Genomic DNA, 22,528 nt, shown 5'->3' on the forward strand with positions numbered 1-22,528 from the left:
AGTCGTTGAGGGGGAATTACCATGCAAATCATGGACAACAGCTTTTTTAGAAACAACACCGCCAAAGTAAATAAAATCATTGCCACGATTCTATGGCTGACACTGGTCGCATTCTGCTTTTTCATAAGTAGTAAGCAGGTTGAACTTGCAGTCGTATTCTCGCTGTTCGTTGAGCTTTCCATTGCAACATTTTTGATGTATCGTAAGAAAAAACCGGTCATGACCATGGTTGTGCTAATGATTGCGATTCTGACTGCAACCACGCAATATATCCAATCTCCCGGAGCAGGTATGCTTATCGTGGTTGTGCTCTGTGTCATTTCACTCTATCTGAACAGGGTTCTGTTGTATGGATTCGGAGCCATGTATAACATTGCTTATATCGTGATCTATTACGCGGACCATCAGCAATACGATACAACCTTTTTCATGACCATTGGGTTCATTGAATTGACCATTGTGGCTCTGTATTTTGTATGTAAACGAGGAAGAGACTTGATTCAGGTCGCCCTCGACAAAGAAGCAGAAGCTAGAGATCTTGTGAAGGCACTCGATAATATGGTGAAGGTGATTCGAGAGAACACATCTACGTTAAATACCGATATTGCCAGTTGTAATGATGATATCCGTAATCTGAAGCAGATGAGCGACACCGTAACATCGAACATTCAGGAAGTGACGGAAGGCATTCGCGATCAATCGGGCAGCATTACACATATCAGCGAGATGATGAACACGGCAGATGCGCAGATGGTGGAGATCAATCAGATGTCACATCGCCTTGCCCAAATCTCGTCCGATAACGGACAAGTTGTTCGTCAAAGCTCGGATCGAATTGTGCAAATGGGCAATCAGATGAACATGATTAACGGAGCGGTAACCGATTCGATGACGACAGTCCAGGAACTAAACCAAAGCATGGATGATGTGAATACCTTTCTGTCGGCCATTAACCAGATCGCGGATCAGACTCATCTTCTGGCATTGAATGCCAACATCGAAGCATCAAGAGCAGGGGAAGCTGGAGCTGGCTTTGCCGTCGTAGCCCATGAAGTCAAGAAGCTAGCACAGGAAAGCTCCGATACGGTCAAACAAATTAATGAGATCATTCATAATATCAAAAGAAAGACGCAGCTCGTGGTAGAGAAGGCCGCCATCGGCAATGCTGCCGTAAAAGAAGGAGAAGCGATCACCGGACAAGTACTTGAGAGCTTTGACCACATCAGGTCCACATTTGAGCATGTTGATCAATACATAGCTAAGGAATTAGACATGACGGATCAGATGAGCCTGATCTTTACTCAAGTACGAACGCAAGTGGATCATATTTCCGATATTTCGCAAGAACATGCCGTCGCAACGGAAGGTGTACTGGCAACGACACAAGAGCAGGAAAATAACATCGATGTTATCTACGAATTCATTGGCAGAATTAATCATTCAAGTCTGCGGTTGCAGGAACTCATTGGTAATCATAATAAGGAGTGATAACGATGGATCAACAACAACAAATGGCAATGGTACAACGTATGCGTCAAAATGTTGTCGGCACAGGTGCAGCTCTTCAACCCAGTTCCGCGTATGCTGTCACCGTGGAAGAAGTCATGATTCCTACGACAAAAGGTGATACGCGTGTACTGGTGTACCAACCAGATAGGGAGCCTTCGGCTCCTCTGCCAGTTTTCTTCAATATGCATGGGGGTGGCTTCATCTTCGGACAAGCAGAGATGGATGATCCATGGTGTCGTCTGATCGCTGATCGTGCTAATTGTGTAGTTATCAATATCGATTACAGTCTTGCACCAGAGCATAAGTTCCCAACAGCGGTACACGAATGTTACGACGTTGTACAGTGGGTCCACGCCAATCCCGTATCCTTATCGGTTAACCCGTCGCTATTCGCCATTGGGGGGCATAGTGCTGGTGGTAATCTTGCTGCAGCAGTATGTTTATTGAATCAGCAACGTGGAAGCGAGCTGCCAATTATTCTTCAGGTTATGGATTATGCCGTGTTGGATGTTGCAACAGATCCGGCCCATAAACCTAGTTTTGAAGAAGCCATTCCAGCCGATATTGCCAGAACGTTCAACGCGATGTACCTTGTTACGCAAGAAGATGCACATGACCCGTTAGCTTCTCCAGTGCTTGCAACATCATTAGAGGGTCTTCCGGAAGCCTTGATCATTACCGCGGAGAAAGATTCACTAGCTCAAGAAGCAAGAACATATGCAGCAAGGCTCGAAGCAAGCGGTGTGAAGGTGACTCATAGGGAGTATGAGGGAGCCGCTCATGGATTTACGCATTTTGGCGATCTCCAGATGGCTGAGGATGCCTGGTTTCGGATGAGTGACAAGATTAGAGAGACATTTTCCAAATAACGTAACGTTCATCAGAATGATGTTAGAAGAATCTGGTTACCTTGAAGTCGCCTAATGGCGGCTTTTTTGGTTTATTTGTGTAGTTGTATCAAGCACTTGTTGAAACCAAGCTTCTGAGCTTGCGGGTGTGTTAATAAACTAGATTAGGAGCGTTCTTGAGATTATAACGATATCGTTAAGGGTAAGAGTTGTTAATTAGAGGAAATAATGACCAATACCAGGAGGTTAATTATGAACCAATATAACAGTCCATCGAATATCGCGATTCTTGGCATGGGAACGGCTCTACCTGCTCACGCCGTAGCGCAGTCAGACATTGCAGAGCTGATCGCTTCTTCTCTTCAGGATCGGCCGGATTTGGCCCGTTTTGCCAGGCGAATATTCAAGTCCTGTGGTGTTGAAACACGATATACCGTGGAACCGAGCTATCTGGGTTCACTGGAAGAATGCCGTTATCTGCCCTCTGGTGATGTATCAGACATCCCGACAACCGAAGAACGAATGAATACATACAAGCGAGAGGCGCTTCCGCTCGGGATCGAGGCGGCAGAGAGAGCACTGAAGGATTCAGGCGTGTCTCCAAAGAGCATCACGCATATCATCACGGTCAGCTGCACGGGTCAATACTTGCCGGGTCTGGATGTTATGCTCATCCGTCACTTGGGTTTGTCTGCCCGAGTTAATCGACTGCCACTGATCTTTCAAGGGTGTGCCGCAGGGTTGAAAGCCATTCAGATGGCACGAGATGTCGTGCAGGGTGCTCCGGGGTCACAGGTTCTTGTTGTCTGTGTAGAGTTGTGCACACTTCATTTTCAGCCGGTGCAAGATCGGGAAGCGCTGTTTGCAGCTTCATTCTTCGGAGATGCTGCTTCTTCTTGTGTGGTGGGTAACCCAGAACCTCAGCATAAGAATGTTCTGAGTCTGGGAACGGGTTACTCTGTGCTTCTTCCGGATTCAACTGAAGATATGACATGGGAGGTCGGGAACCTGGGATATGATCTGTATCTATCACCTCGTATTCCGAAGCTGCTGGGTGTTCATCTGGAAGAGGAGCTGCGTCTGCTACTTCAAAGTGAACAGCTTCCTGAACTGTGGGCTATCCATCCGGGAGGTCGCGGAATAGTGGACTCTGTGCAGAATGTCATGAAGCTGCGAGACGAGCAAACGAAATACAGCAGGGATGTCCTCAGAACGTTTGGTAACTTATCCTCCAACACCATTTTGTTTGTACTGAATGCGATGCGTGAGGACATGAAGGCACAGGAGCAACCAGCAACAGAAGGTGTAGCCATGGCATTTGGACCGGGACTCACCGCAGAGCTGATGAAATTCACTTATGTACCGTCATTATCTTCCGTGATGGAGGAGCACGATCATGTCCTTCTTTAGAACATTGTCCATTCGGGCCAAGGAAGACGAACTCATGGATGACTTCTCGCTGGGCGGCGAGGAGCTGCGTGAAGCACTCCGACATCTGAGACGGCTTAACAAAATATTTGCAGCACCTGGCCCAACTCTGGCTGGTGTGGAGAAGTTATGGAACTCTGTCGGAAGGCCGGATAAGCTGACTCTTCTGGATGTGGGGGCAGGTTCAGGAGATGTGAACCAGAAACTACTGCAATGGGCGGATCGTCAGGGCATTCAATTGGAGATTACACTGGTTGATCTGACGGAAGAGGCGTGTGAGGAAGCGAGACAACTATTCCGTGATGAACCCCGAGTTCGGGTACAGCGTGCCGATCTTACACAACTGCCTGATGCTTCCGCAGATATCGTGACAGGCTCCCAGTTTGTGCATCATTTTGACGGAGATCAGCTGGTTGATATGGTTTCTCATATGCTGCGAGCATCCAGGCATGGTGTCGTCATTAATGATATTCACCGCCACACTGTATCCTATAAGGCGGTCTGGATTACAACACGTATGATCTCGCGCAATCGTTATATCCGTCATGATGGCCCGCTTTCCGTTGCCAAAGGCTTTACAGGGAAGGATTGGCGGGAACTTAAACAACGGCTAAATCATGACACGATGACCTATGAATGGAAGCCTTTGTTCCGTTACTCTGTTGTTATTCCCACGAAAGGCAGGTGATCTTACGTGTCGAAATGGATAGATGTCATCGTTATCGGAGCCGGAATTGCCGGCAGTACTTGTGCAATGCAACTGGCGGAGAAAGGTCATCGGACCCTGTTGCTGGATCGCCAGGAGTTCCCACGTCACAAAACCTGCGGTGAGTTCATGTCACCCGAAACTAAGGAGATGCTGGAAGTTCTGGACATTCACCTTCTGGACCAAGCGAAGAAACCCAGCACCATGGATCATGCCAAAATCGTTATGCAGCAAGGCGGAGTGATTGAAGCACCGCTACCAGGATTCGCTTATGGCATAAGCCGATATGAGCTGGACCAGATTTTGCATCAGAAAGCTCTGTCGGCTGGGGCCCAGATTGTGACCAAAGCGACCATAACGAGCATCGAGCAGCTTGAGGATGCCAGTTATGAGGTTCAGGTGAAGCAGGGAGACGAGCGGATCAGCTACAGAGCCAAAGCCGTTATCGGAGCACATGGCAGCAAAAAGCTTCGGGGGATGGCTTCCGCACCTGATCTGCGGGACCAAACCGTATATGTTGGCGTTAAATCCCATTTCAGTGGTATTGAGATTCCCGCACGGGTCGAGTTATATTTTTGCGATGGTGGCTATGTGGGGATTTCCCCGATTGAGGATGGTATTGTGAATGTTGCCGCATTATTGACATTGGAAACCGTGCAGGGAACTGGCAAGTCCGTTATCGATTTTTTGCAGGCTGCATCCCAGACGAATGTAAGCTTGGCAGCTCGTTTAGCCGAGGGGAAGCCTGTAGACGGAACGCAGGTGTCGATTGCGCCGCTGCATCTGTCCAACGTTCCTGAACCGTGGTCCAAATATCCGCATATTGGGGATGCCATGCTGATGATACCACCCCTATGTGGAGACGGGATGTCGATTGCTCTTCGTTCCTCACTCCTGTGTGCAAAGTGGACCGACAAGTACCTGCAAGGCGACATTGAGCATGCGGATTGGCAGAGTAATTACACGCTGGAAGCGAGCCGTGAATTTACCCAATTGCTCAGACGGGCAAGAAGAATTCAAAAGCTGGCTTTTGCCAAAACCAATAAATTCTATCCGGGTCTGGCTCGCATGATCCCGGGTTTAGCCGCTTATGTCGTGAAGGCCACGAGGTTATCGGAGATGAATGCAGTGCGCTAATAGGCTGAAATTTTGCTCAATACTTATGCAGAAGAGGTTGCTAACGGCGGCCTCTTTTTTTGGTGTATAATAGAATCTAATGTAACGATAGAGAACTAAGTCAGATGAAATGTCGGGAGGCACTATTTAACATGAACTATTCATTTTCCAATCGTATCGCAGCACTGCAACCATCCATTATTCGAGAAATCCTGAAGGCTTCTTCGGGTCAAAATGTGATTCCTTTCTCTGCGGGAAATCCCGCTCCGGAAACCTTTCCGATTGAGGCGATCCGGACGTTTACACAATCCATTTTGGAGCATGACCCGGTCACAGCTCTGCAATATGGAATTACCGAAGGTTATGTTCCCCTCAGGGAAGCATTGACTCAACATTTGAAGACAGGTTTTGATACGGGTAAACCATCCGATCAATTGTTCATCGTATCCGGAGCGCAGCAGGGGATTGAACTGGCCTGTAAAGTGTTCTGTAATGAAGGGGACACCATCATCTGTGAGAGCCCGAGCTTTATTGGTTCTCTGAACTCCTTCCGGGCATCTGGTGCGAAGCTTGCCGGTGTTCCTATGGAGATGGACGGTATGGATATCGAGAAGCTGGAACAGGCGCTGCAAACGGAGCCCAATGTGAAACTGATCTACGTGATTCCAAGTTTTCAGAATCCGACCGGTGTAACGACGAGCCTGGAGAAACGGAAGGCCATTTACGAGTTGGCTAAGAAGTATGGCGTGATGATTTTGGAAGATAACCCGTACGGAGAACTTCGATTCAATGGAGACGATGTGCCAACGATCAAATCAATGGATGATGAGGGTCTGGTTATCTATGTTGGATCATTCTCTAAAATTCTGTCGGCGGGGCTGCGCGTCGGTTTTGTACAAGCGCCACATGAAGTCGTGGAGAAAATGGTTGTCGCGAAACAGGGAGAAGACGTACATACGGCCATGCTTCCACAGATTCTGGCATACAAGTTCATGACAGAGTATGACTACGCGGGGCATATCAACAGCATTCGTGAGGTATATCGGAGAAAAGCAACATTGATGATGGACAAGCTGCAAGAGCATATGGGTGAGTCCATTACCTACACCCAACCGGATGGTGGACTGTTCCTCTGGTGTGATCTGCCAGCACATGTGCCAATGCTTGATTATGCCAAGACTGCGGCAGCCCAAGGGGTTGCGGTTGTACCGGGAAATGCATTCCTGGTGAACGAGCAAGACCCTTGTAATGCCATCAGACTTAATTTCTCCACGCCATCGGACGAACAGATTGTGAAGGGTGTTGAAATCTTGGGACAGGTCTTGAAAGGTTATAACGCTTAATAATACTTCAATGTGATATATCTACGAAAAGCCGCCAATTGGCGGCTTTTTTGGCTTTCTCATTCTTAGTTATCAATCAACGCACTTAATTCTGCCTGAAATACCTTTTGATTCTTCTGATTAAATGTACTCAGCAGCACCGTAACAATCCCATTTCCTTTACGTCTGGGAAGCAGGTCAATAACCTCTGCAATGACATGCAGTTCATCATCCGGCAAGACGGGCTTCAAGAATTGAATGTTGTTCATTCCGGTTCCTGCAACAACATGCTCTCCATAGATTCCGACCTCAATCCATAACTTAAAGGAGATATTCATCGTTTGCATGCCAGAAGCAATCAAACTGCCGAAGCGGCCTTGTGTGGCTTTTTCTTCATCCAAATGCATGTACTGTGGATCATAGATTTTGGCAAACTCAATAATATCGCTCTTGGATAATGCCAAGGATTTTGTTTCGTAGCGCTGACCTATTACATATTCACTGAATTTCATGAGGGTACCTCGGTTTCTTTAATGTGTTTTTTTCGCAGTCACGCCCTGGAAAGAGACATGATCAGACTGACGTGTTAAAATGCTAGTGAACCGTCTGGTGTGCATTGCAGTCATGTTGAATAAATAGATGAAACGGTCTTTGAGGAGTATATATCATGATAACGATTAAAGATGTCGCCAAGATGGCTGGTGTAGCCAGTTCAACCGTATCTTGCGTACTCAACGATAAAGGTAATGTAAGTGAATCAACAAGGCAGAGAGTGCTAGCAGCTGCAAACCAACTCAACTATGTGAAGAACGGCCCTGCATCTGAAATGAAGCGTCAGAGTACACAAACGATTGGTGTAATTGTGCATGACATGTCCAGTCCGTATTTCTCGGATTTGGTGAATGGAATACAGTCCATCGCGATGAGCCATGGATACGATATGATCGTGTGCAGCTCACTGGGTGGAGAGAAGTCGACAGCCCATCGTTACATTCGTGAAAGAAGAATCGACGGAGCTATTGTCATTGCTCAAAATATTGAAGATCAGTTGCTCATGGAGGCATCTGAAGCAGGATTTCCGATTGTTGTCATGGATCGGGATCTGGATGCTCCACATATTGTAAAGGTTTTGATGAGTGATACGCAAGGTGGGTATCTGGCTACCCGTTATCTGATCGACAAAGGACATCGGACGATTGCCTATATTAGTGGCCCAGCCCATTCCGAATGTAACCTGCAGCGTTATCAAGGTTATCTCAATGCCATGGCAGAAGCAGGCATTGAAGAGAACCCGGCATGGAAAATCGCTGGACAATACTTGAAGCAAGATGGCTACCATGCAGCGAAGAAACTGCTCGAAGGAGAATTACCATCCGCAGTATTTTTTGCAAATGATGAAATGGCCTTTGGCGGTTTGGAAGCCTTCAGAGAGCATGGGATTGCAGTACCTGAACAGGTATCCGTAATTGGTTTTGACAATATCCCGGCATCTCAGTATGTGCACCCACCTCTGACTACATTTAGGCAACCGAAGACGGATGCTGCTCAGCTTGCCGGTCATGTTCTCTTTCAACTGTTAAAAGGAGAGTCTGTAGAGAATTTATATACACTGGATATCCAATGCGTGGAACGTGATTCCGTTCGGCTCCTCAACCTGAGTTGAGGAGTTTTTTTTTCGTTCAACAGAATTTTAAATATCCAAAAAGAAAGGAGTGTGGCGATTTATGCATAATAATAAAGACGAGAGATTCTTGCATAGGAAATAAATGGAGGGTGATTAGATGGGCGTACCCACGTTTCTGGAGACAGGCCATATGGAAGAAGGTTTTCCCATTCGGGTGATTCATACAGGTGATCAGTTTAATTTTGCTGCACACTGGCATGATGAGGTCGAATTGGTTGTCGTCAATGGAAAAAGCGCACGAATTGGCGTGAATGACCATATTCGTGAGCTGGGACAAGGTGATGTGCTGCTGATCAAACCAGGTGATGTACACTGCTTTTTGCCGGGGACTGAGCACCTAACCATAATCTTGTTCCGGCTGGAATTGTTAACAGGAAGCTTCACGACTGAAGCCGAGATACAGGATCTGGGCGAACTTTTCAACAAAACAACCGTTATTCCGTCGAATGCAGGAAGTCGTAACAATCTGGTTCAGTATATAGATGCCATCATTGCCGAGAAAAAAAATCGAAAGCCCGGATATCGATGGTTAATGGTTTCGCGGTTGTATGATCTCATGGTTCTATTGTTACGTACAAAGCCCCCGGTGACGGATCAACTCACGGCCGTAGGATGGCCCTGTACTTCATCCAAAAAATTCGAATTCCTCGAATCGGTCTGTGAATATCTGGAGGATCATTATGCTGAACCGATCAAGCTGGAACAGGTGGCGGAACATATTAAATTCAGCAAGTTCCATGTCTGCAAATTATTTAAAGAGATCAAAGGAGTGACATTGATGGAATACTTGAATCATTTTCGAATTATCAAGTCCGAGTGGGCGTTATTGTTCCGTCAGGATTCCATTTTGGATATAGCCATCGGCCATGGGTTCAACAATGTGAACTCCTATAATCGTCTTTTTAAAAAATATAATGACTGTACACCCTCCGAATTTCGCAAGAAACACCGTACGAATATCACAAAATATGAAGGGTAATGCACAATATTTGTGGAGAAAGCCCTCTCCAAAATCAATATACTCTAATAAAATGTAAGCGTTTCCTTTTAGAAGGAGGGGGCCTATGAAGAAGTGGTTTAAGCCAACTATTGTATTCGTATGTGTACTCATGTTGTTAGCTGGATGTCAGCTCAGTCCGTCCAATCAAACCAAGCAGCAGGAAATAACGGTGTGGAGTTTTACGGATGAAGCTGGGTATGCCATTGAGAAATTCGAGCAGAAATATCCAGACATCAAAGTGAATTTTGTCAATATTCCCGGCAACTTCTATATTACCAAGCTTAAATCTGCGCTCCAGACGACCTCCAAAGCTCCAGATGTATTTATGATTGAAAATGCCAACATTCGAGAACTGATTGACGTTCCATATCTGGAGAATTTATCGGCTTCGCCTTATGACGCCAATGAGCTTATTCAGGAACAATATGCTTTTGTGCAGGCCAATGAAAAGGACAGTGAGGGAAATGTCAGAGCGATCGGTTATCAGGGAACACCTGGGGGAATCTATTACCGCCGGGATTTGGCGAAGCAATATCTGGGTACCGATGATCCTGAGAAGGTGGGTTCACAGATTGATACTTGGGAGAAGATCTTCGAGATTGGAGAGAAGGTGCAGCAGCTTAGCGGGAATAAAGTACATGCATTGGCGAACTGGAATGCCATATCGAACTCATATGACGGTATACCCTGGGTGAAGGACGGCAAGCTCGTCATCGATCCAACCTATATGGAGGTGCTGGATCTGGTACGTGAAGCGCGTGAGCGGCATGTTCTTGCAGAGTATGAAGATGGAAGTGCCGGTTACGCTGCATCCATGCAAAAAGGAGAGGTCATGTTCTATCCTGGGGCAACCTGGGGCTTGCAATATACGTTTAAGGCGAATGCTCCGGATACCGAAGGCATGTGGGGCCTAGCCCCGGGACCGTCAGCCTTTAGCGCGGGTGGGACCTATATATCGATGTACAGTAAAAGCGACAAAAAGGATCTGGCATGGAAGTTTATTGAGTTCTATAATTTTGACCACGACTTTCTGTCCGAGTTAGCGAAAGAGCAGGATTATTTTACGAGCAATATGGTTGTGAATGATAAACTTGCGCCTTCACTCTCATCGTCCTATCTGGGGGGACAGAAGCATTTCGAGTTTTTCTCGGAGGCTGCCAAGCGGGTTCCTGTGTATGAGCGCACCAAATATGATGCAACGATTAACAATGATATCTACAAAAATGTACTTCAGTTGTATCTCAATCAGGACATTCAGAACAAAGATGAAGTAGTGAAGCGAATCAAACGTGATGTCGCCTTGAGATTTCCGGAGCTGGAAGTGGATTAGCTTAGGACGTGTCTCAAAACTCTTTCGGAGTTTTCAGATACGCCCTAGAAGTAAGCGAATGGTTGTACACATCCGATGATAACTGGGGGGACAGAATATGTTTGCCAAAACGATTCGAAAGGACCATTACGGCTACTACTTCATTGCTCCGTTCTTTATTATTTTCACCATTTTTGGCCTCTATCCCATATTGTATTCGCTCTATATCAGTTTCACTAACTTTGATGGAATCACGACACCTGACTTTGTAGGGATTGGTAACTATGTAGCCGTACTACAAGATCCGTTGTTCTACAAAACCTTGTTTAATACGTTATTCATCTGGGGAGTTTCAGTGGTTCCGCAGCTCACAATCTCACTTGTGCTGGCTTTTATTCTGAACGATAAACTGCTCAAAGGGCGGGATTTTTTCAGAGCGGTATACTTTTTCCCCAATATTGTAACGGCTGCATCACTCGGGTTGCTTGTCAGCCTGATCTTTGATTGGCAGTCCGGGGGACTGAATCATTTTTTGATGCAGATCGGGATTATTCAAGATCCAATTAATTGGAAAAATGACCCTTGGTTTATGCGGTTAATTGTGTCATCTATCTTGTTTTTTCAATACTTCGGTTATTCCATGGTCATCTACCTTGCAGGTCTTCAGGGTATTGATCCGTCGTTACTGGAAGCTGCCCAGATGGATGGCGCGAAAAAGAAACATATTTTCATCCATATTATCGTACCGATGCTGCGCCCAATTATTCTCTTTCAGATGATCACATCCATTATTGGTGGCATCCAGATTTTCGATCAGCCTTTTACACTAACCAATGGCAATGGCGGTCCTGACCGAGCAGCCATGACAAGCATTATGTATCTCTATAATGTAGCATTTCAGAGCACTCGTTTTGGTTACGGGGCTGCAATAGCATTTTGTCTATTTATTATCATCATATTATTGTCCGTTGCATCCTTCATCATGACCAAGCGGAAGAGCCGTTCATAGGGAGGGGAGTTCTTATGCAAACTGCAAAATCAATTGAACAACCAAATGCGGCTATTCAGCATTATGCCAACACAAGGCGTCTGACGGCAGGCAAAATCATCATCTATCTGTTGCTGATAGGTCTTGCCGTGCTCTGCATTATTCCGTTTTATCTGATGCTCATCTATTCTACACATAACAATGCAACAATTGCTTCAACGTTCACCTTTCTCCCCGGATCATTTTTGATCGATAACTATATGAATATGGTATCCAAAATTAACATTTGGCGTGGGTTTGCCAACAGCATATTCATTGCCGGAACATCGACCGTGTTATCTCTGTATATAGGTGCTCTGACCGCATATGGCTTTGCCAAGTTTAAATTCAAAGGGCGGAACGGGTTGTTTCTGTTTCTGTTAGCGACCATGATGGTGCCGGGTCAGCTGGCCCTCATTGGCGTGTATCGACTATTCAGCATGCTGGGACTTTTGGACAGCTATGCTGCAATTATTTTGCCTGCTGCAGCTAACGCATTTAACGTATTTTTCATCAAACAGTTTATGGAGAGCAGCATCCCGGATGAGATTATTGAATCTGCGCGGGTGGACAGTGCAGGTGAATTCCGGACGTTCAATCAGATTGTACTGCCCATTCTGGGACCGGCGATCTCGGCCCTTGGGATATTCACGTTTATCGGTTCATGGAATAATTTTCTAACACCACTCGTTCTGTTTTTCTCTCTGGATAAATACCCGCTACCCGTACTGGTTGCGCTAGTGCAAGGGTACTATGGGATGGATTATGGACTCTTGTATTTGGGTGTAGCGATCTCAATCTTGCCTATTATTGTTGTATTCTCTGTATTTTCCAAACAGATTATTGGAAGTGTTGCCTTGGGTGCGGTGAAAGGCTAGTAATTTATCGAGATTTTAATAGCGTTTGGTATCATAAGGGTCGTCCATATGGACGGCTCTTTGCTGTTCTTTATTTTGCGTATATATCCCATCTTATAAGTAAAGGATACCTTTAACTGAGAATATCTGGACGGAGCATGAACGGGAAGGAGAGGTGTCATGGACACATCAGCGATAACACAACAGGAGCTGCCGTTAACCGGATACCTAGCTGTTGATCAAGAAATGTTGCGTTCCGTTTTTGCCGGTTGCTCGGACATTGTATTTCATACGTTCCAAACGGCGTGTCTTACTTCAGCCTTATGTGTATATTGTGTTGGTTTATGTGATACAGAGCGGCTTGAACGACAGGTATTGACACCTCTTCAGGAAATGGGGATCGAAGCTGCGCAAGTCCCAATGGCATCTGTTAAACATGTTGAAACAACCACTCAGGCGGTACAGGCCATATTAGAGGGAGAAGCTCTGTTACTGCTGGAAGGTTCAAAAGTTGGAACAGCTTACCCTCTATACCAAGCTGCAAATCGTTCAACGGAGGAACCGTTAGCTGAATCGACTGTGCGCGGTGCACGGGATGGATTTACAGAATCGTTGACGATGAATATGTCACTACTGCGCAAACGTATCAAAACACCTGCATTAAAAATTCATACACGTAACATGGGAGATCGCACGAACACGAGTGTCTCACTTATCTATATGGAAGGCATTATTGATCCTAAACTGGTGAAGGAAGTAGAGGTACGACTTGACGATTTGAAGCTTCGAGACGTACTGGAGAGTCAGTACATTGAAGAAGGTATTGTGGATCAGCGATATTCACCATTTCCACAGATGATAGCGACGGAACGTCCGGATGTCGTTGCTTCCAACTTGCTGGAAGGTCGGTTTGCTATTCTCGTTGATGGAACGCCGTTCACCCTTATTGCGCCAGTGACCATCTTTTCCATGTTACAATCCCCCGAAGATTATTATCAAAATGTATTCATGAGTGTTTTTGTACGCTGGCTGCGATACATTTTTTATGTGTTATCCATGCTGCTTCCATCGGCTTATGTAGCAATTACTACGTTTCATCAGGAGATGATTCCTACTGTATTGCTTCTCAGTATTGCCCGGGCGAGAGAAGAAATTCCTTTCCCGGCACTGGTTGAAGCGCTCATTATGGAAATTGCCTTTGAAGCACTGCGTGAGGCTGGTGTCCGATTGCCGAAGCAGGTCGGATCAGCCGTCAGTATCGTGGGAGCCTTAATTATCGGCCAGGCGGCGACTAGTGCAGGAATTGTGTCAGCCCCCATGATTATCATTGTCGCGATTACCGGAATCGCTTCTTTCATGATCCCCCGTTATGCTGCCAGCATCGCGACCCGACTACTGCGTTTTCCCATGATGATTCTGGCAGGAACGCTGGGACTTACGGGTGTCATGCTTGGCGTCATCTTGGTTGTCATTCATCTGAGCAGCCTTCGTTCATTCGGAACACCTTATCTGTCACCGGTAGCACCTACGATGGCTAAGGAACTCAAGGATGTATGGTGGCGTCCATCACCGAGGAACAAACCTCACTAGACCAATATGCACCAAGCAACCAATGCATCCAAGGGAGCGGGATCACACATGTTGACGGACAAAGGAAAAATATCGGAAACACAATTGGCATTCATGGTCTTTCCCGCCATTCTCGCGACGGCCATCTTATCAGTGCCTGGAATTACAATGCACTATGCAGGACATGACATGTGGATGACTCCAATTATAGGTTCTCTCGTTGGACTGGCTGCGATCGGTATCTCCATTGGTCTTGATCGTATGTACCCTGGAAAAACGCTTATTCAATCCAGTGTATCGATCGTTGGTCGGATTCCAGGCAAGTTGTTCGGCCTGATATACATTGCTTTCTTGCCCCACCTGACGGGCTTGATTATTCGGGAATACGGTGAGTTCATTGTCAATAATGCACTTCCAAGTACACCTTTGTTTGTTGTGATGGGTACGATGGTTGTTGTATGTGCGATTAATGTCAGGCTGGGAATCGAAGTTGTCGGACGAACATCTCAGGTATTTGTTACCCTGCTGATTGTGCTGCTGGCGTTGATCTTTATACTGTTAATTGGTGAACTGAATCCTGCCGAGCTGTTCCCTTTCATGGAGAAAGGACCCATTCCCATTATTACAGGAGCCGCTGCACCCGCTGCATGGTTTAGTGAATATATCGTGCTGGCTTTTCTGTTACCTTATGTGAATCAAAAAAAACGAACAACCCGGGTCATGCTGGGTTCCCTTGTACTGACGACAACTGCAATGACGGTTACCAATCTGTTTTGCCTGTTTTTAATTGGTGATTTGACGGATACATTCGTATTTCCGGTCATGATTGCAGCAAGATACATAACCATTGCGGACTTTCTGCAACATATCGAGTCCCTTATTATTGCAGTTTGGATTTTCGGTATTTTCGTTAAAATTTCCGTTTTTCTATATATCTTTGCTACATCCACAGCGGAATGGTTTGGGTTGAAGGACTACAAGCCCGTTGTTTTTCCGCTTTCGTTCCTGTGTATGGTATTTGCTTACTGGGTTGTGTCCGGCGGATCTGGCATTTCCAGTCTGGTTAGCGCTTCAGCCAACTTGTATACGATCAGCATTTTATTAATCCTTCCGGCTATGATCTACGGTGTTGCATGGCTGAAAAAGGGTTGGGCACATGTTAGAAAGAATCGAGCGAGTAATGATTGATGGGGGGAGGGGCACTTGCGAATATGCAGAGTACTACTTCTGCTGATATTGTCTTGTGTGCTGTTAAGTGGCTGCTGGGATCGTATCGAAATTAACGATTTGGCCATCGTGCTGGCTACGGGGATTGATTACGAAGAGGGCAAAGTACAATTGACTTCACAGATATTTGTTCCGCGCAAAGCAGGTGGAGGAGATAGCAGTGGGAGCGGAGGCAGTCCAAGCGGTGTCACATTGATTCGAACAGCGGAGGGGCGTACGATTGCCGAGGCGTTGAATCGGCTGCAACGGAAAGTTCCCCGAAATATGTTCTGGGGGCACTGCGAAGTCATTATCATTAGTGAACAAGCCGGCAAGCGCGGTATTCGCGAGTACATCGATTTCTTCCTGCGTTATCCTCAGTTCAGGGAGCATGCGTATGTCTTTTCCAGCGAAAAGGCGGCGAAAGATATCCTGGCTTTACTTGATCCCCTGGAGCGGAGTTCTGCTGAATCATTGCGTGAGATGGCCAATCTGAAGCTAGGTACACGTGTCACTGCACTTGAACTGGCTAAATCCATTGAAGGACCAAGCACTTCCGCCATTTTGTCTCGCATGTTAGTCTTACCCCCAGAACCCGATCAGGATAAACTGACGACTACACCATATGTGAAAGGTCTGAGCTTGTATAACAAGGATCGCTATGTCAAAACGGTTAAGGAACCAATGAGCGTAGGTGTATTGCTACTCGCAAAAGAGCTGAACAACATTATCATGCCTGTTGAGTTTGAGCCGTTAGAGGGTTCGTTCTCGATTCGACTCATTGAAATTAAAACGGCCTTGAAGCCACGAATTGTAAACCAGCATTGGAGCATGAAGGTGGATATCCAAACCAGCGGAGAAGTGGTGTTAAATACGACGGATGCCAATCTAACGGATCCCGCTGTGTTAACTAAACTGGAACAGGAATGGTCTGCCAAGCTCACATCTCTGGCTCATGATGCTTTAGATCTGTCCCAGAAGGAGCTGCGCTCCGATTTCTTCAAATTTGCAGTTGAATTCCGCAGATATTATCCGAAGCAATGGAAGAAGCAGGAGAAGAACTGGGAAACCCTCTATCCTGAATTGGACGTGGAAGTTAAAGTGGATGCACACGTAGTGCGTACCGGTAAATCAACCGGACCACAGGGGATACCGAATGAGGACGAAACTTAACAGCATTTGCTCCTGTTACAAGCTTGAGAAAGAGAGGTGATTGCATGAAACTGGGCTCAATCCTTGGAATCCTGATGTTGGCGACTGCAATAGTGTATGGAGAGTGGAGGAGTAGCAAAGAGAAGCGAGCCAGAATAGTGACAGCAGGAATTACTGCTGTGGCGGCTGTCATTGGAATCATTCTTCTCTTTCAACCTCGTTTGCCCGGTCCGACCCAGATTGTGAAGCTTGTATTTGGAAGCGTGGATAAACTTATGAAATAAATGGATAGCAAAGAAGGACCAAGTCTCTGACAAGAGAGATTCGGTCCTTCTTTTATTTTAAGTGAAATGTAATTTATTCATCCACTCAAAGATGTCTATTCTTTGATGACAGATGCATTCACGGCATCTTCCATCTTCGTATTGTACGAACGGAACAGACCCAGGCGCCAGAAGGCAGCTCCTTTCAGGTCATAACGTTTGGCAAGACCCAGTTTATCATCCACAGAGGACGGCGTTTCACTGCTTAAACTGATACCGAGAAGCAACTTATTTTTGGGGACACCAGCTTGAAGAGCTTGCTGAATGGCTTGGTCCACAAGGCTATTGGGTTCGGGTACCTGGGATTTGGTGCCAACCGGATTATACTGATAGGCCATAATAATAAGATCATCTGCAATAGAGGCAAGTGTTTTGTAATCATATCCTTTATAAGCACTGTTTAGCGGCGGTACCGCCAGAGATAAGGCTGTGTCTTGGGGTAAGGAACTCTTCAATTGTTTCACATAAGCATTGAGCAACTTCTGTTGTTCTACCGCATCCAGTTTAAACCCCAGTCCTTCAAAATCCAGAACAACTCCGCCAAAACCATGCTCAGCTACCGCAGCAGTTATACCTTCAATCGATTTCTGTCGCAGGCTGCTGTCACTCAGAACTTTGGTCAGTTCACCATTTCCATCCAAGGCATACACCATGAGCTGTGGTTGGATCTGCTGATCCGCTGCGTCAGCAACGATGGACTGCGGTGTAATCTCACCCGCAGCAGCAGGGAGGCGGTACTCATCTCCTTGGAGCGTAAACTGACCTTCACGATCAATGCGGCTCCAGCCAAAGGCTACGGAATTCATGGAAGCAATAAGATCCTTTTCTTGAAAGGATTGCAATGCATAGAAGGCTCTCAGATGCATTTCGCGCTGTGGTGAGACGAGGGAGACCGTTTTGGTTGCCTGATTCCAGCTCGCACTTACACCGAATTGGTTACTGAATGAACTGAGTGGAATGAGTACACGTCCTTCCCGCTGAACAGGTGCTGCAGGGAGTGTAACTTTTTTTCCATTTACGGTGGCTGTGGTGCTGCCAACTTGTAATAGCACCTCGGTCGTTTGTCCGTTCACAGTGTTCGTCGCTTTTACAGTCTGTGATTTGCTGTTCCAGGTAATATCGATACCAAGGGCTTCTCCGACCGTCCGAAAGGGAACGTAAGTGACACCTTTATCAATCCGGGGTGCTGCATCAAACTTCAGGGGAACATCATCCAATTGAACGGTAATGGCTGGAGCAGCATAGGCTCCACCGATATTTGGAGTGCTTCCAAGGATAGAGAGAGCAATTACAGTAACCGCAGCAATTTTTCCTGCTCGTTTAATGAACATCGTATAATTCCTCCAACTTTCTACATAAGTAGTCGAATCATGTTATAACAAAATCTAGTAATCTAGCATATTTAGCATAACAAAATTTTCATATCGTTCCAATATAAGAGTTGGATGTTTAGTCATACCGATGGCAGGAATCATAATATACTCCAATAAACATAGCGGAAGGAGTGTGCTTTTTGCCAAACTCTACGGGCTTTATTTACAATCCAACTTCGGGTGAGACCCAATCCACACAGCTGATAGTAACTTGCATTAATGATTCCCTCAATGCACCTGCCAATGTTGAGCTGGAAGTTTTCAGGTGGGACACCACTCAAGCGGCGCGCATACCCATTGGTCATGATCTTTTTGAATTACTTCCCCAAGCGACGAGAAGCTTAATCTATCCACTGATTAATGCGGCTTTCTATGAAGTGCAAAGTGATTATTTCAGTGCCACAAGTACGGTCATTCATGTATACGGTGTTAATTCTACAGGCCAGATCATTCAGCGTGTGCTTCAATCGGAGATGACTTTGATTGACCGCTTCACAAATATCCCTTAAACGAAAAGAGGTGAGCAGATGGTAGTAGTGAATATTACTGGAGCTTTGGCAGGCAGTCAATTTGAACCCTCGATTGCGGTTAATACGTTGAACCCAAGTATCATGTGTGTAGTTGCTGTGGATACCAGTACAGGACCCACATTGACTGGCTTCTATAGGTCCATTGATGGAGGCAGTACCTGGTCGACCACTGTACTTCCTCAACCAGCTGGATATGCAGGGGCAGAAGCACCAACAATTGACTACACGTTTCCCAATACCTTCATCGTTACCGTTCACTTGTTTAACGGGATCAACGATGGAACCATTGCAAGTTATACCTCATTTGATGATGGACTAACGTGGCAGCCACCAGTTATTGTACAGGCGGGTTTCGGTACCATTGTTCATAATGATGAACCGTACATAGCCGTCGATCGTTCCCCAGGAAGCCCATATCGAGGCAATGCATATGTCGGTTACACACCGCTTGCTACCGCTTCTTCCGCCATATTTACGCAAAGGTCACTCTCGCAAGGAATAACCTGGGAACCACCTGACCGACAGTCGAATCCGCGAGGAATTCATGACCGGGCAGCGTTGGCTGTTGGATTCTCAGGTCAAGTCTACGCGGGATATATCATTACGGGTCCTGCCAGTCCTTCCGCGCTATTGCGTATTTCGTATGATGGGGGTATTACCTATCAACCCCCTCTAGATCGGCAGGCTACGTTCATCTCATCCGTTGTACCTGCACCTTCGCCCTTGCCTGTACCGAATTACGCTTTTCGAGTACAGACTAACTTAAGTTTGGGCGCGGATATATCGAATGGACCTAACAGTGGGACTGTGTATGGCGTTTGGAATGATGCACGTGCCGGATATACCGATATTTTATTCTGCGAATCTCCTGATGGCCTTCTTTGGTCAGATCCAGTCAGTATTACAGGCGCACCTCCAGGCACGCAGAATTTCTTCCCGTCGATCAGCGTGTCACCTTTTGCGGGCACGATTCGAGTTATTTATTACACAAATCGAATTGACGGGTTCCTACTGGACGTCTTTGTTGCGGAATCTTTTAATGGGGGTGCCAGTTTCACCAACCGACGGATTACAACTACATCCTTTAATCCCAATGGCAACTCTCCGATGCCCACAGTACTGATTGGAGATTATATTACTGCGGCCACCGTCAGTCCGGATAATCTGGCAGCGGTGTGGATGGCTACAACGCCGCCCACGGGTAAGCTGGATGTTTATTTTGGAAACTAATTCAGTGTAACTGGAACACCCCCATACTCTTAATCTTTATGGCAAACAGATTAAGAGTATGGGGGTGGAGGTATTCATGTTAATCCGAAACGACAAATCCATCGAAACTCTCAGGGCCTACCCGAACCGTTCCGAGCAAGTTGGTACTGATAAATGCGGAGTAGGTTAATTGTGGCACGATGGGAATGTTAAAGTCACTGGCAGAGAAGACAATCACTTCAGGGTTAAGCAGACCGTTCAGACCATAGGTGTAGTTTCCGGAGTATATGATCGGATCGGTTGCAACTGTACCTCTTACAATAATAATTCTTACTTGAAATAGAGCAAGCGGTAATCGTACCGTTATGGTTCCTTTTAGAGAGACTCTCAGATTGGTTCCCGCTCCAGCCGTTTGCAGACCAATCTGGGCGAATAACTGAGGCGTGTTAATCACTGGGATCGGTATGGAAATGGAATTAAACAACGCAGCATTTTGCGATGATCGAGCATCCAGAAATTGGGTCAACGTATATACCTCCTATCTGTTTCAGATAGAATAATATATTCCTCATTCAGAGATTTGCATGGACGTTGGTGCAGCACTGGAAATATTAAAGGCAAACCGACTGCCCAAGTCACTCGTCTCTTTGAGCCATACCACGCCACCCATCAATTCAGCGAGTTGTTTACAGATGGACAGGCCTAGCCCCGCTCCTCCATATTTTCCTGAGTTACCATGAATCTGGGAGTACGATTTGAATAACAGATCCTGGCGATCCTGGGGGATGCCGATGCCCGTATCGATTATCTCGTAAGATGCATGGAGTGTACCTTCTGGATCAGCAGCTACCTGAGTAGAGATACATACTTCACCTTTCTCTGTGAATTTCAGCGCATTGCCAACGAGATTAATTAGAATCTGACGGACTTTATGACGATCACCTATAAGCACCAGATGATCATTTATATTGTATTCTGCGTATAATCGGATTCCTTTTTTTTGTGCTTCAGAGGAAAACAACTGTAGTACGTGCTCAACTGTGTCAGTGACACTATAGGGATTGATTTCCAACGAAATCGCACCCGCTTCCGCTTTGGAGTAGTCCAGAATTTGATCCATCATCGATAGAAGGCTTGCGCCGCTTGACTCGATGACATTAACATATAACGATTGATCCTCATTTAGTCGGGTAGACTGCAACAGATTGGCCATTGCAAGAACACCATTCATCGGCGTGCGGATTTCGTGACTAAGGACGGCAAGCAGATTTTTCTTCTCTTCAAGCACTCTTGCAGCCGTTTCTTCCGCATGTTTTAACTGTTGCAGCGTCGTTTCCATCTCAAGAAGACCCGTGAAAAATGAAGACAAGGAGAGAAGCAGATCCACGTCCTTTTGTTGATAGGAATAGAAATCCTGATCAAATGAGCAGAGGGAGCCGTAAATTTCTCCGTTTTCATTATGTATGGGTACACCGACAAATGAACAACCGCCTACGAATTCGGTAGCGTCCATATGTCTGGTTAATGGATGAGTCAGATTATTATTTATCACCAATGGGCCCTGACTATGTTCGGTCACAAGCGCACAGTATGACTCGGCGTTGTCAACGACTAGCCCCTCACCCAGAATTAGTTTGTCGCGATTATATACGTTCAGAACTTTGGTCGATAGGTGATCCAACTGGGCGATACAAAACGTATTTGCAGGAATTAACCTGCTCGCTGTATCCATAACATTAGCAGCCGAATCATATAATTTATGTGAGACAATGGACAGTACATCAATGAATTCTGTTTTCAACATCTTGATTTGACTCCTCCTGATTGTAGAAATTCGTTGTGCACTTGTATGTACCAGTATATATGAATTCATAGAATAGAGCATGCATGGTTTTGACAGTGAAAGACGAAAATGAGAAAATGTAATGCTGTGGAACATGTATGTATTAATAAAATGTTGGAGGCAGATCAATGAATCAGCGTTTTCGAATTACCCGATCCATGCAAGAAAGCAATGTGGAACAATCCATCTCCCTGGAAGAGTGTAAACTCTACTTCGCATCCAAACCCGATTTTACCTATTCAACGGTTCTTAACATTGTCGGAGCGGAGAGCACCATGTCCATTGATGGTGACTTTTTTATGTGGGACCTTGAAGGAGCACAAATAGCTTTTCGTTTGTACATGGGAGATCTATATGTAGCTATCTCTAACGAAGCTATTGTACCCAAAATGATTGAAATTGCAACAGATCTGCACGCAGATATCGTTGAAGGATAAAAGAATTAGAGAACTAGAGTTCAAATTTCAAACATGATAACGTAGTTTTCCTTGGATAATCCTGTAAAAATGAGGCTAAA

22 protein-coding genes are annotated in these 22,528 nt (G+C 45.9%); 18 read left to right on the plus strand and 4 right to left on the minus strand.

Annotation, left to right across the window (positions count from 1 at the left end):
• Window positions 1-21 precede the first annotated feature (21 nt).
• From PAHA3_RS08225 to PAHA3_RS08250, 6 genes are all read left to right on the plus strand, one after another.
• Window positions 22-1,488, plus strand: coding sequence for a methyl-accepting chemotaxis protein (locus PAHA3_RS08225; protein WP_235599390.1), 1,467 nt, complete (start codon window positions 22-24; stop codon window positions 1,486-1,488).
• Window positions 1,489-1,493: 5 nt separating this feature from the next.
• Window positions 1,494-2,378, plus strand: a complete 885-nt coding sequence (locus PAHA3_RS08230; protein WP_062834293.1) for an alpha/beta hydrolase — start codon at window positions 1,494-1,496, stop codon at window positions 2,376-2,378.
• Window positions 2,379-2,609: 231 nt separating this feature from the next.
• Window positions 2,610-3,767 carry a type III polyketide synthase gene (locus PAHA3_RS08235; protein ID WP_062834294.1) on the plus strand — a complete coding sequence of 386 codons (1,158 nt, stop codon included), beginning with the start codon at window positions 2,610-2,612 and terminating at the stop codon, window positions 3,765-3,767.
• The gene (locus PAHA3_RS08240) at window positions 3,754-4,473 is read left to right on the plus strand and encodes an SAM-dependent methyltransferase (RefSeq protein WP_062834295.1); all 720 of its coding nucleotides are present in this window, start codon (window positions 3,754-3,756) and stop codon (window positions 4,471-4,473) included. The genes PAHA3_RS08235 and PAHA3_RS08240 overlap by 14 nt, the downstream gene beginning before the upstream one ends.
• 6 nt (window positions 4,474-4,479) lie before the next feature.
• Window positions 4,480-5,628 (plus strand): NAD(P)/FAD-dependent oxidoreductase, encoded by a 1,149-nt coding sequence (locus tag PAHA3_RS08245; protein ID WP_062834296.1) that lies wholly within the window; start codon window positions 4,480-4,482, stop codon window positions 5,626-5,628.
• Between the two features lie 131 nt (window positions 5,629-5,759).
• On the plus strand, window positions 5,760-6,950 hold the full coding sequence (locus PAHA3_RS08250; protein ID WP_062834297.1) for an aminotransferase-like domain-containing protein: 1,191 nt from the start codon (window positions 5,760-5,762) through the stop codon (window positions 6,948-6,950).
• A 65-nt stretch (window positions 6,951-7,015) separates the two neighbouring features.
• On the opposite strand, the gene PAHA3_RS08255 is transcribed toward PAHA3_RS08250, so the two are convergent.
• On the minus strand, window positions 7,016-7,441 hold the full coding sequence (locus PAHA3_RS08255; protein ID WP_062834298.1) for a MaoC family dehydratase: 426 nt from the start codon (window positions 7,439-7,441) through the stop codon (window positions 7,016-7,018).
• A gap of 155 nt (window positions 7,442-7,596) precedes the next feature.
• Here PAHA3_RS08255 and PAHA3_RS08260 point away from each other — a divergent pair, with 155 nt between their 5' ends.
• The 9 genes from PAHA3_RS08260 (at window position 7,597) to PAHA3_RS08300 (ending at window position 17,017) form a co-directional block, all read left to right on the plus strand.
• Window positions 7,597-8,592: a LacI family DNA-binding transcriptional regulator gene (locus PAHA3_RS08260; protein WP_062834299.1), complete on the plus strand. Its 996-nt coding sequence runs from the start codon at window positions 7,597-7,599 to the stop codon at window positions 8,590-8,592.
• 118 nt (window positions 8,593-8,710) lie between these two features.
• Window positions 8,711-9,592, plus strand: coding sequence for an AraC family transcriptional regulator (locus PAHA3_RS08265; protein ID WP_062834300.1), 882 nt, complete (start codon window positions 8,711-8,713; stop codon window positions 9,590-9,592).
• A gap of 85 nt (window positions 9,593-9,677) precedes the next feature.
• Complete coding sequence (locus PAHA3_RS08270; protein ID WP_062834301.1) at window positions 9,678-10,943, plus strand: ABC transporter substrate-binding protein; 1,266 nt, start codon at window positions 9,678-9,680, stop codon at window positions 10,941-10,943.
• Between the two features lie 97 nt (window positions 10,944-11,040).
• Window positions 11,041-11,931, plus strand: coding sequence for a carbohydrate ABC transporter permease (locus PAHA3_RS08275; protein WP_062834302.1), 891 nt, complete (start codon window positions 11,041-11,043; stop codon window positions 11,929-11,931).
• A gap of 14 nt (window positions 11,932-11,945) precedes the next feature.
• Window positions 11,946-12,827 (plus strand): carbohydrate ABC transporter permease, encoded by an 882-nt coding sequence (locus PAHA3_RS08280; protein WP_082762744.1) that lies wholly within the window; start codon window positions 11,946-11,948, stop codon window positions 12,825-12,827.
• Between the two features lie 159 nt (window positions 12,828-12,986).
• A complete protein-coding gene (locus PAHA3_RS08285; protein ID WP_062834303.1) occupies window positions 12,987-14,396 on the plus strand; it encodes a spore germination protein in 1,410 nt (469 codons plus the stop codon).
• A gap of 6 nt (window positions 14,397-14,402) precedes the next feature.
• On the plus strand, window positions 14,403-15,563 hold the full coding sequence (locus tag PAHA3_RS08290) for a GerAB/ArcD/ProY family transporter (RefSeq protein ID WP_082762745.1): 1,161 nt from the start codon (window positions 14,403-14,405) through the stop codon (window positions 15,561-15,563).
• A 15-nt stretch (window positions 15,564-15,578) separates the two neighbouring features.
• The gene (locus PAHA3_RS08295) at window positions 15,579-16,754 is read left to right on the plus strand and encodes a Ger(x)C family spore germination protein (RefSeq protein ID WP_062834305.1); all 1,176 of its coding nucleotides are present in this window, start codon (window positions 15,579-15,581) and stop codon (window positions 16,752-16,754) included.
• A 44-nt stretch (window positions 16,755-16,798) separates the two neighbouring features.
• The gene (locus PAHA3_RS08300; protein ID WP_062834306.1) at window positions 16,799-17,017 is read left to right on the plus strand and encodes a hypothetical protein; all 219 of its coding nucleotides are present in this window, start codon (window positions 16,799-16,801) and stop codon (window positions 17,015-17,017) included.
• A gap of 95 nt (window positions 17,018-17,112) precedes the next feature.
• Here the strand turns inward: PAHA3_RS08300 and PAHA3_RS08305 are convergent, their stop codons facing one another.
• A complete protein-coding gene (locus tag PAHA3_RS08305) occupies window positions 17,113-18,387 on the minus strand; it encodes a stalk domain-containing protein (RefSeq protein ID WP_062834307.1) in 1,275 nt (424 codons plus the stop codon).
• A gap of 182 nt (window positions 18,388-18,569) precedes the next feature.
• On the opposite strand from PAHA3_RS08305, the gene PAHA3_RS08310 reads away from it, so the two are divergent.
• Both PAHA3_RS08310 and PAHA3_RS08315 read left to right on the plus strand, forming a co-directional pair.
• Window positions 18,570-18,938 carry a hypothetical protein gene (locus PAHA3_RS08310; RefSeq protein ID WP_062834308.1) on the plus strand — a complete coding sequence of 123 codons (369 nt, stop codon included), beginning with the start codon at window positions 18,570-18,572 and terminating at the stop codon, window positions 18,936-18,938.
• A gap of 18 nt (window positions 18,939-18,956) precedes the next feature.
• Window positions 18,957-20,189, plus strand: coding sequence for a sialidase family protein (locus PAHA3_RS08315; RefSeq protein WP_062834309.1), 1,233 nt, complete (start codon window positions 18,957-18,959; stop codon window positions 20,187-20,189).
• A 79-nt stretch (window positions 20,190-20,268) separates the two neighbouring features.
• Here the strand turns inward: PAHA3_RS08315 and PAHA3_RS08320 are convergent, their stop codons facing one another.
• On the minus strand, window positions 20,269-20,694 hold the full coding sequence (locus PAHA3_RS08320) for a hypothetical protein (protein WP_062834310.1): 426 nt from the start codon (window positions 20,692-20,694) through the stop codon (window positions 20,269-20,271).
• Between the two features lie 42 nt (window positions 20,695-20,736).
• Entirely contained in the window at window positions 20,737-21,972 is a 1,236-nt protein-coding gene (locus PAHA3_RS08325; RefSeq protein ID WP_062834311.1) for a GAF domain-containing sensor histidine kinase, read from the minus strand.
• A 167-nt stretch (window positions 21,973-22,139) separates the two neighbouring features.
• On the opposite strand from PAHA3_RS08325, the gene PAHA3_RS08330 reads away from it, so the two are divergent.
• The gene (locus tag PAHA3_RS08330; RefSeq protein WP_062834312.1) at window positions 22,140-22,448 is read left to right on the plus strand and encodes a hypothetical protein; all 309 of its coding nucleotides are present in this window, start codon (window positions 22,140-22,142) and stop codon (window positions 22,446-22,448) included.
• The last annotated feature ends 80 nt before the right edge of the window (window positions 22,449-22,528 follow it).

The organism is Paenibacillus amylolyticus (assembly GCF_001570725.1).
GTDB classification, from domain to species: Bacteria; Bacillota; Bacilli; order Paenibacillales; family Paenibacillaceae; genus Paenibacillus; species Paenibacillus amylolyticus_A.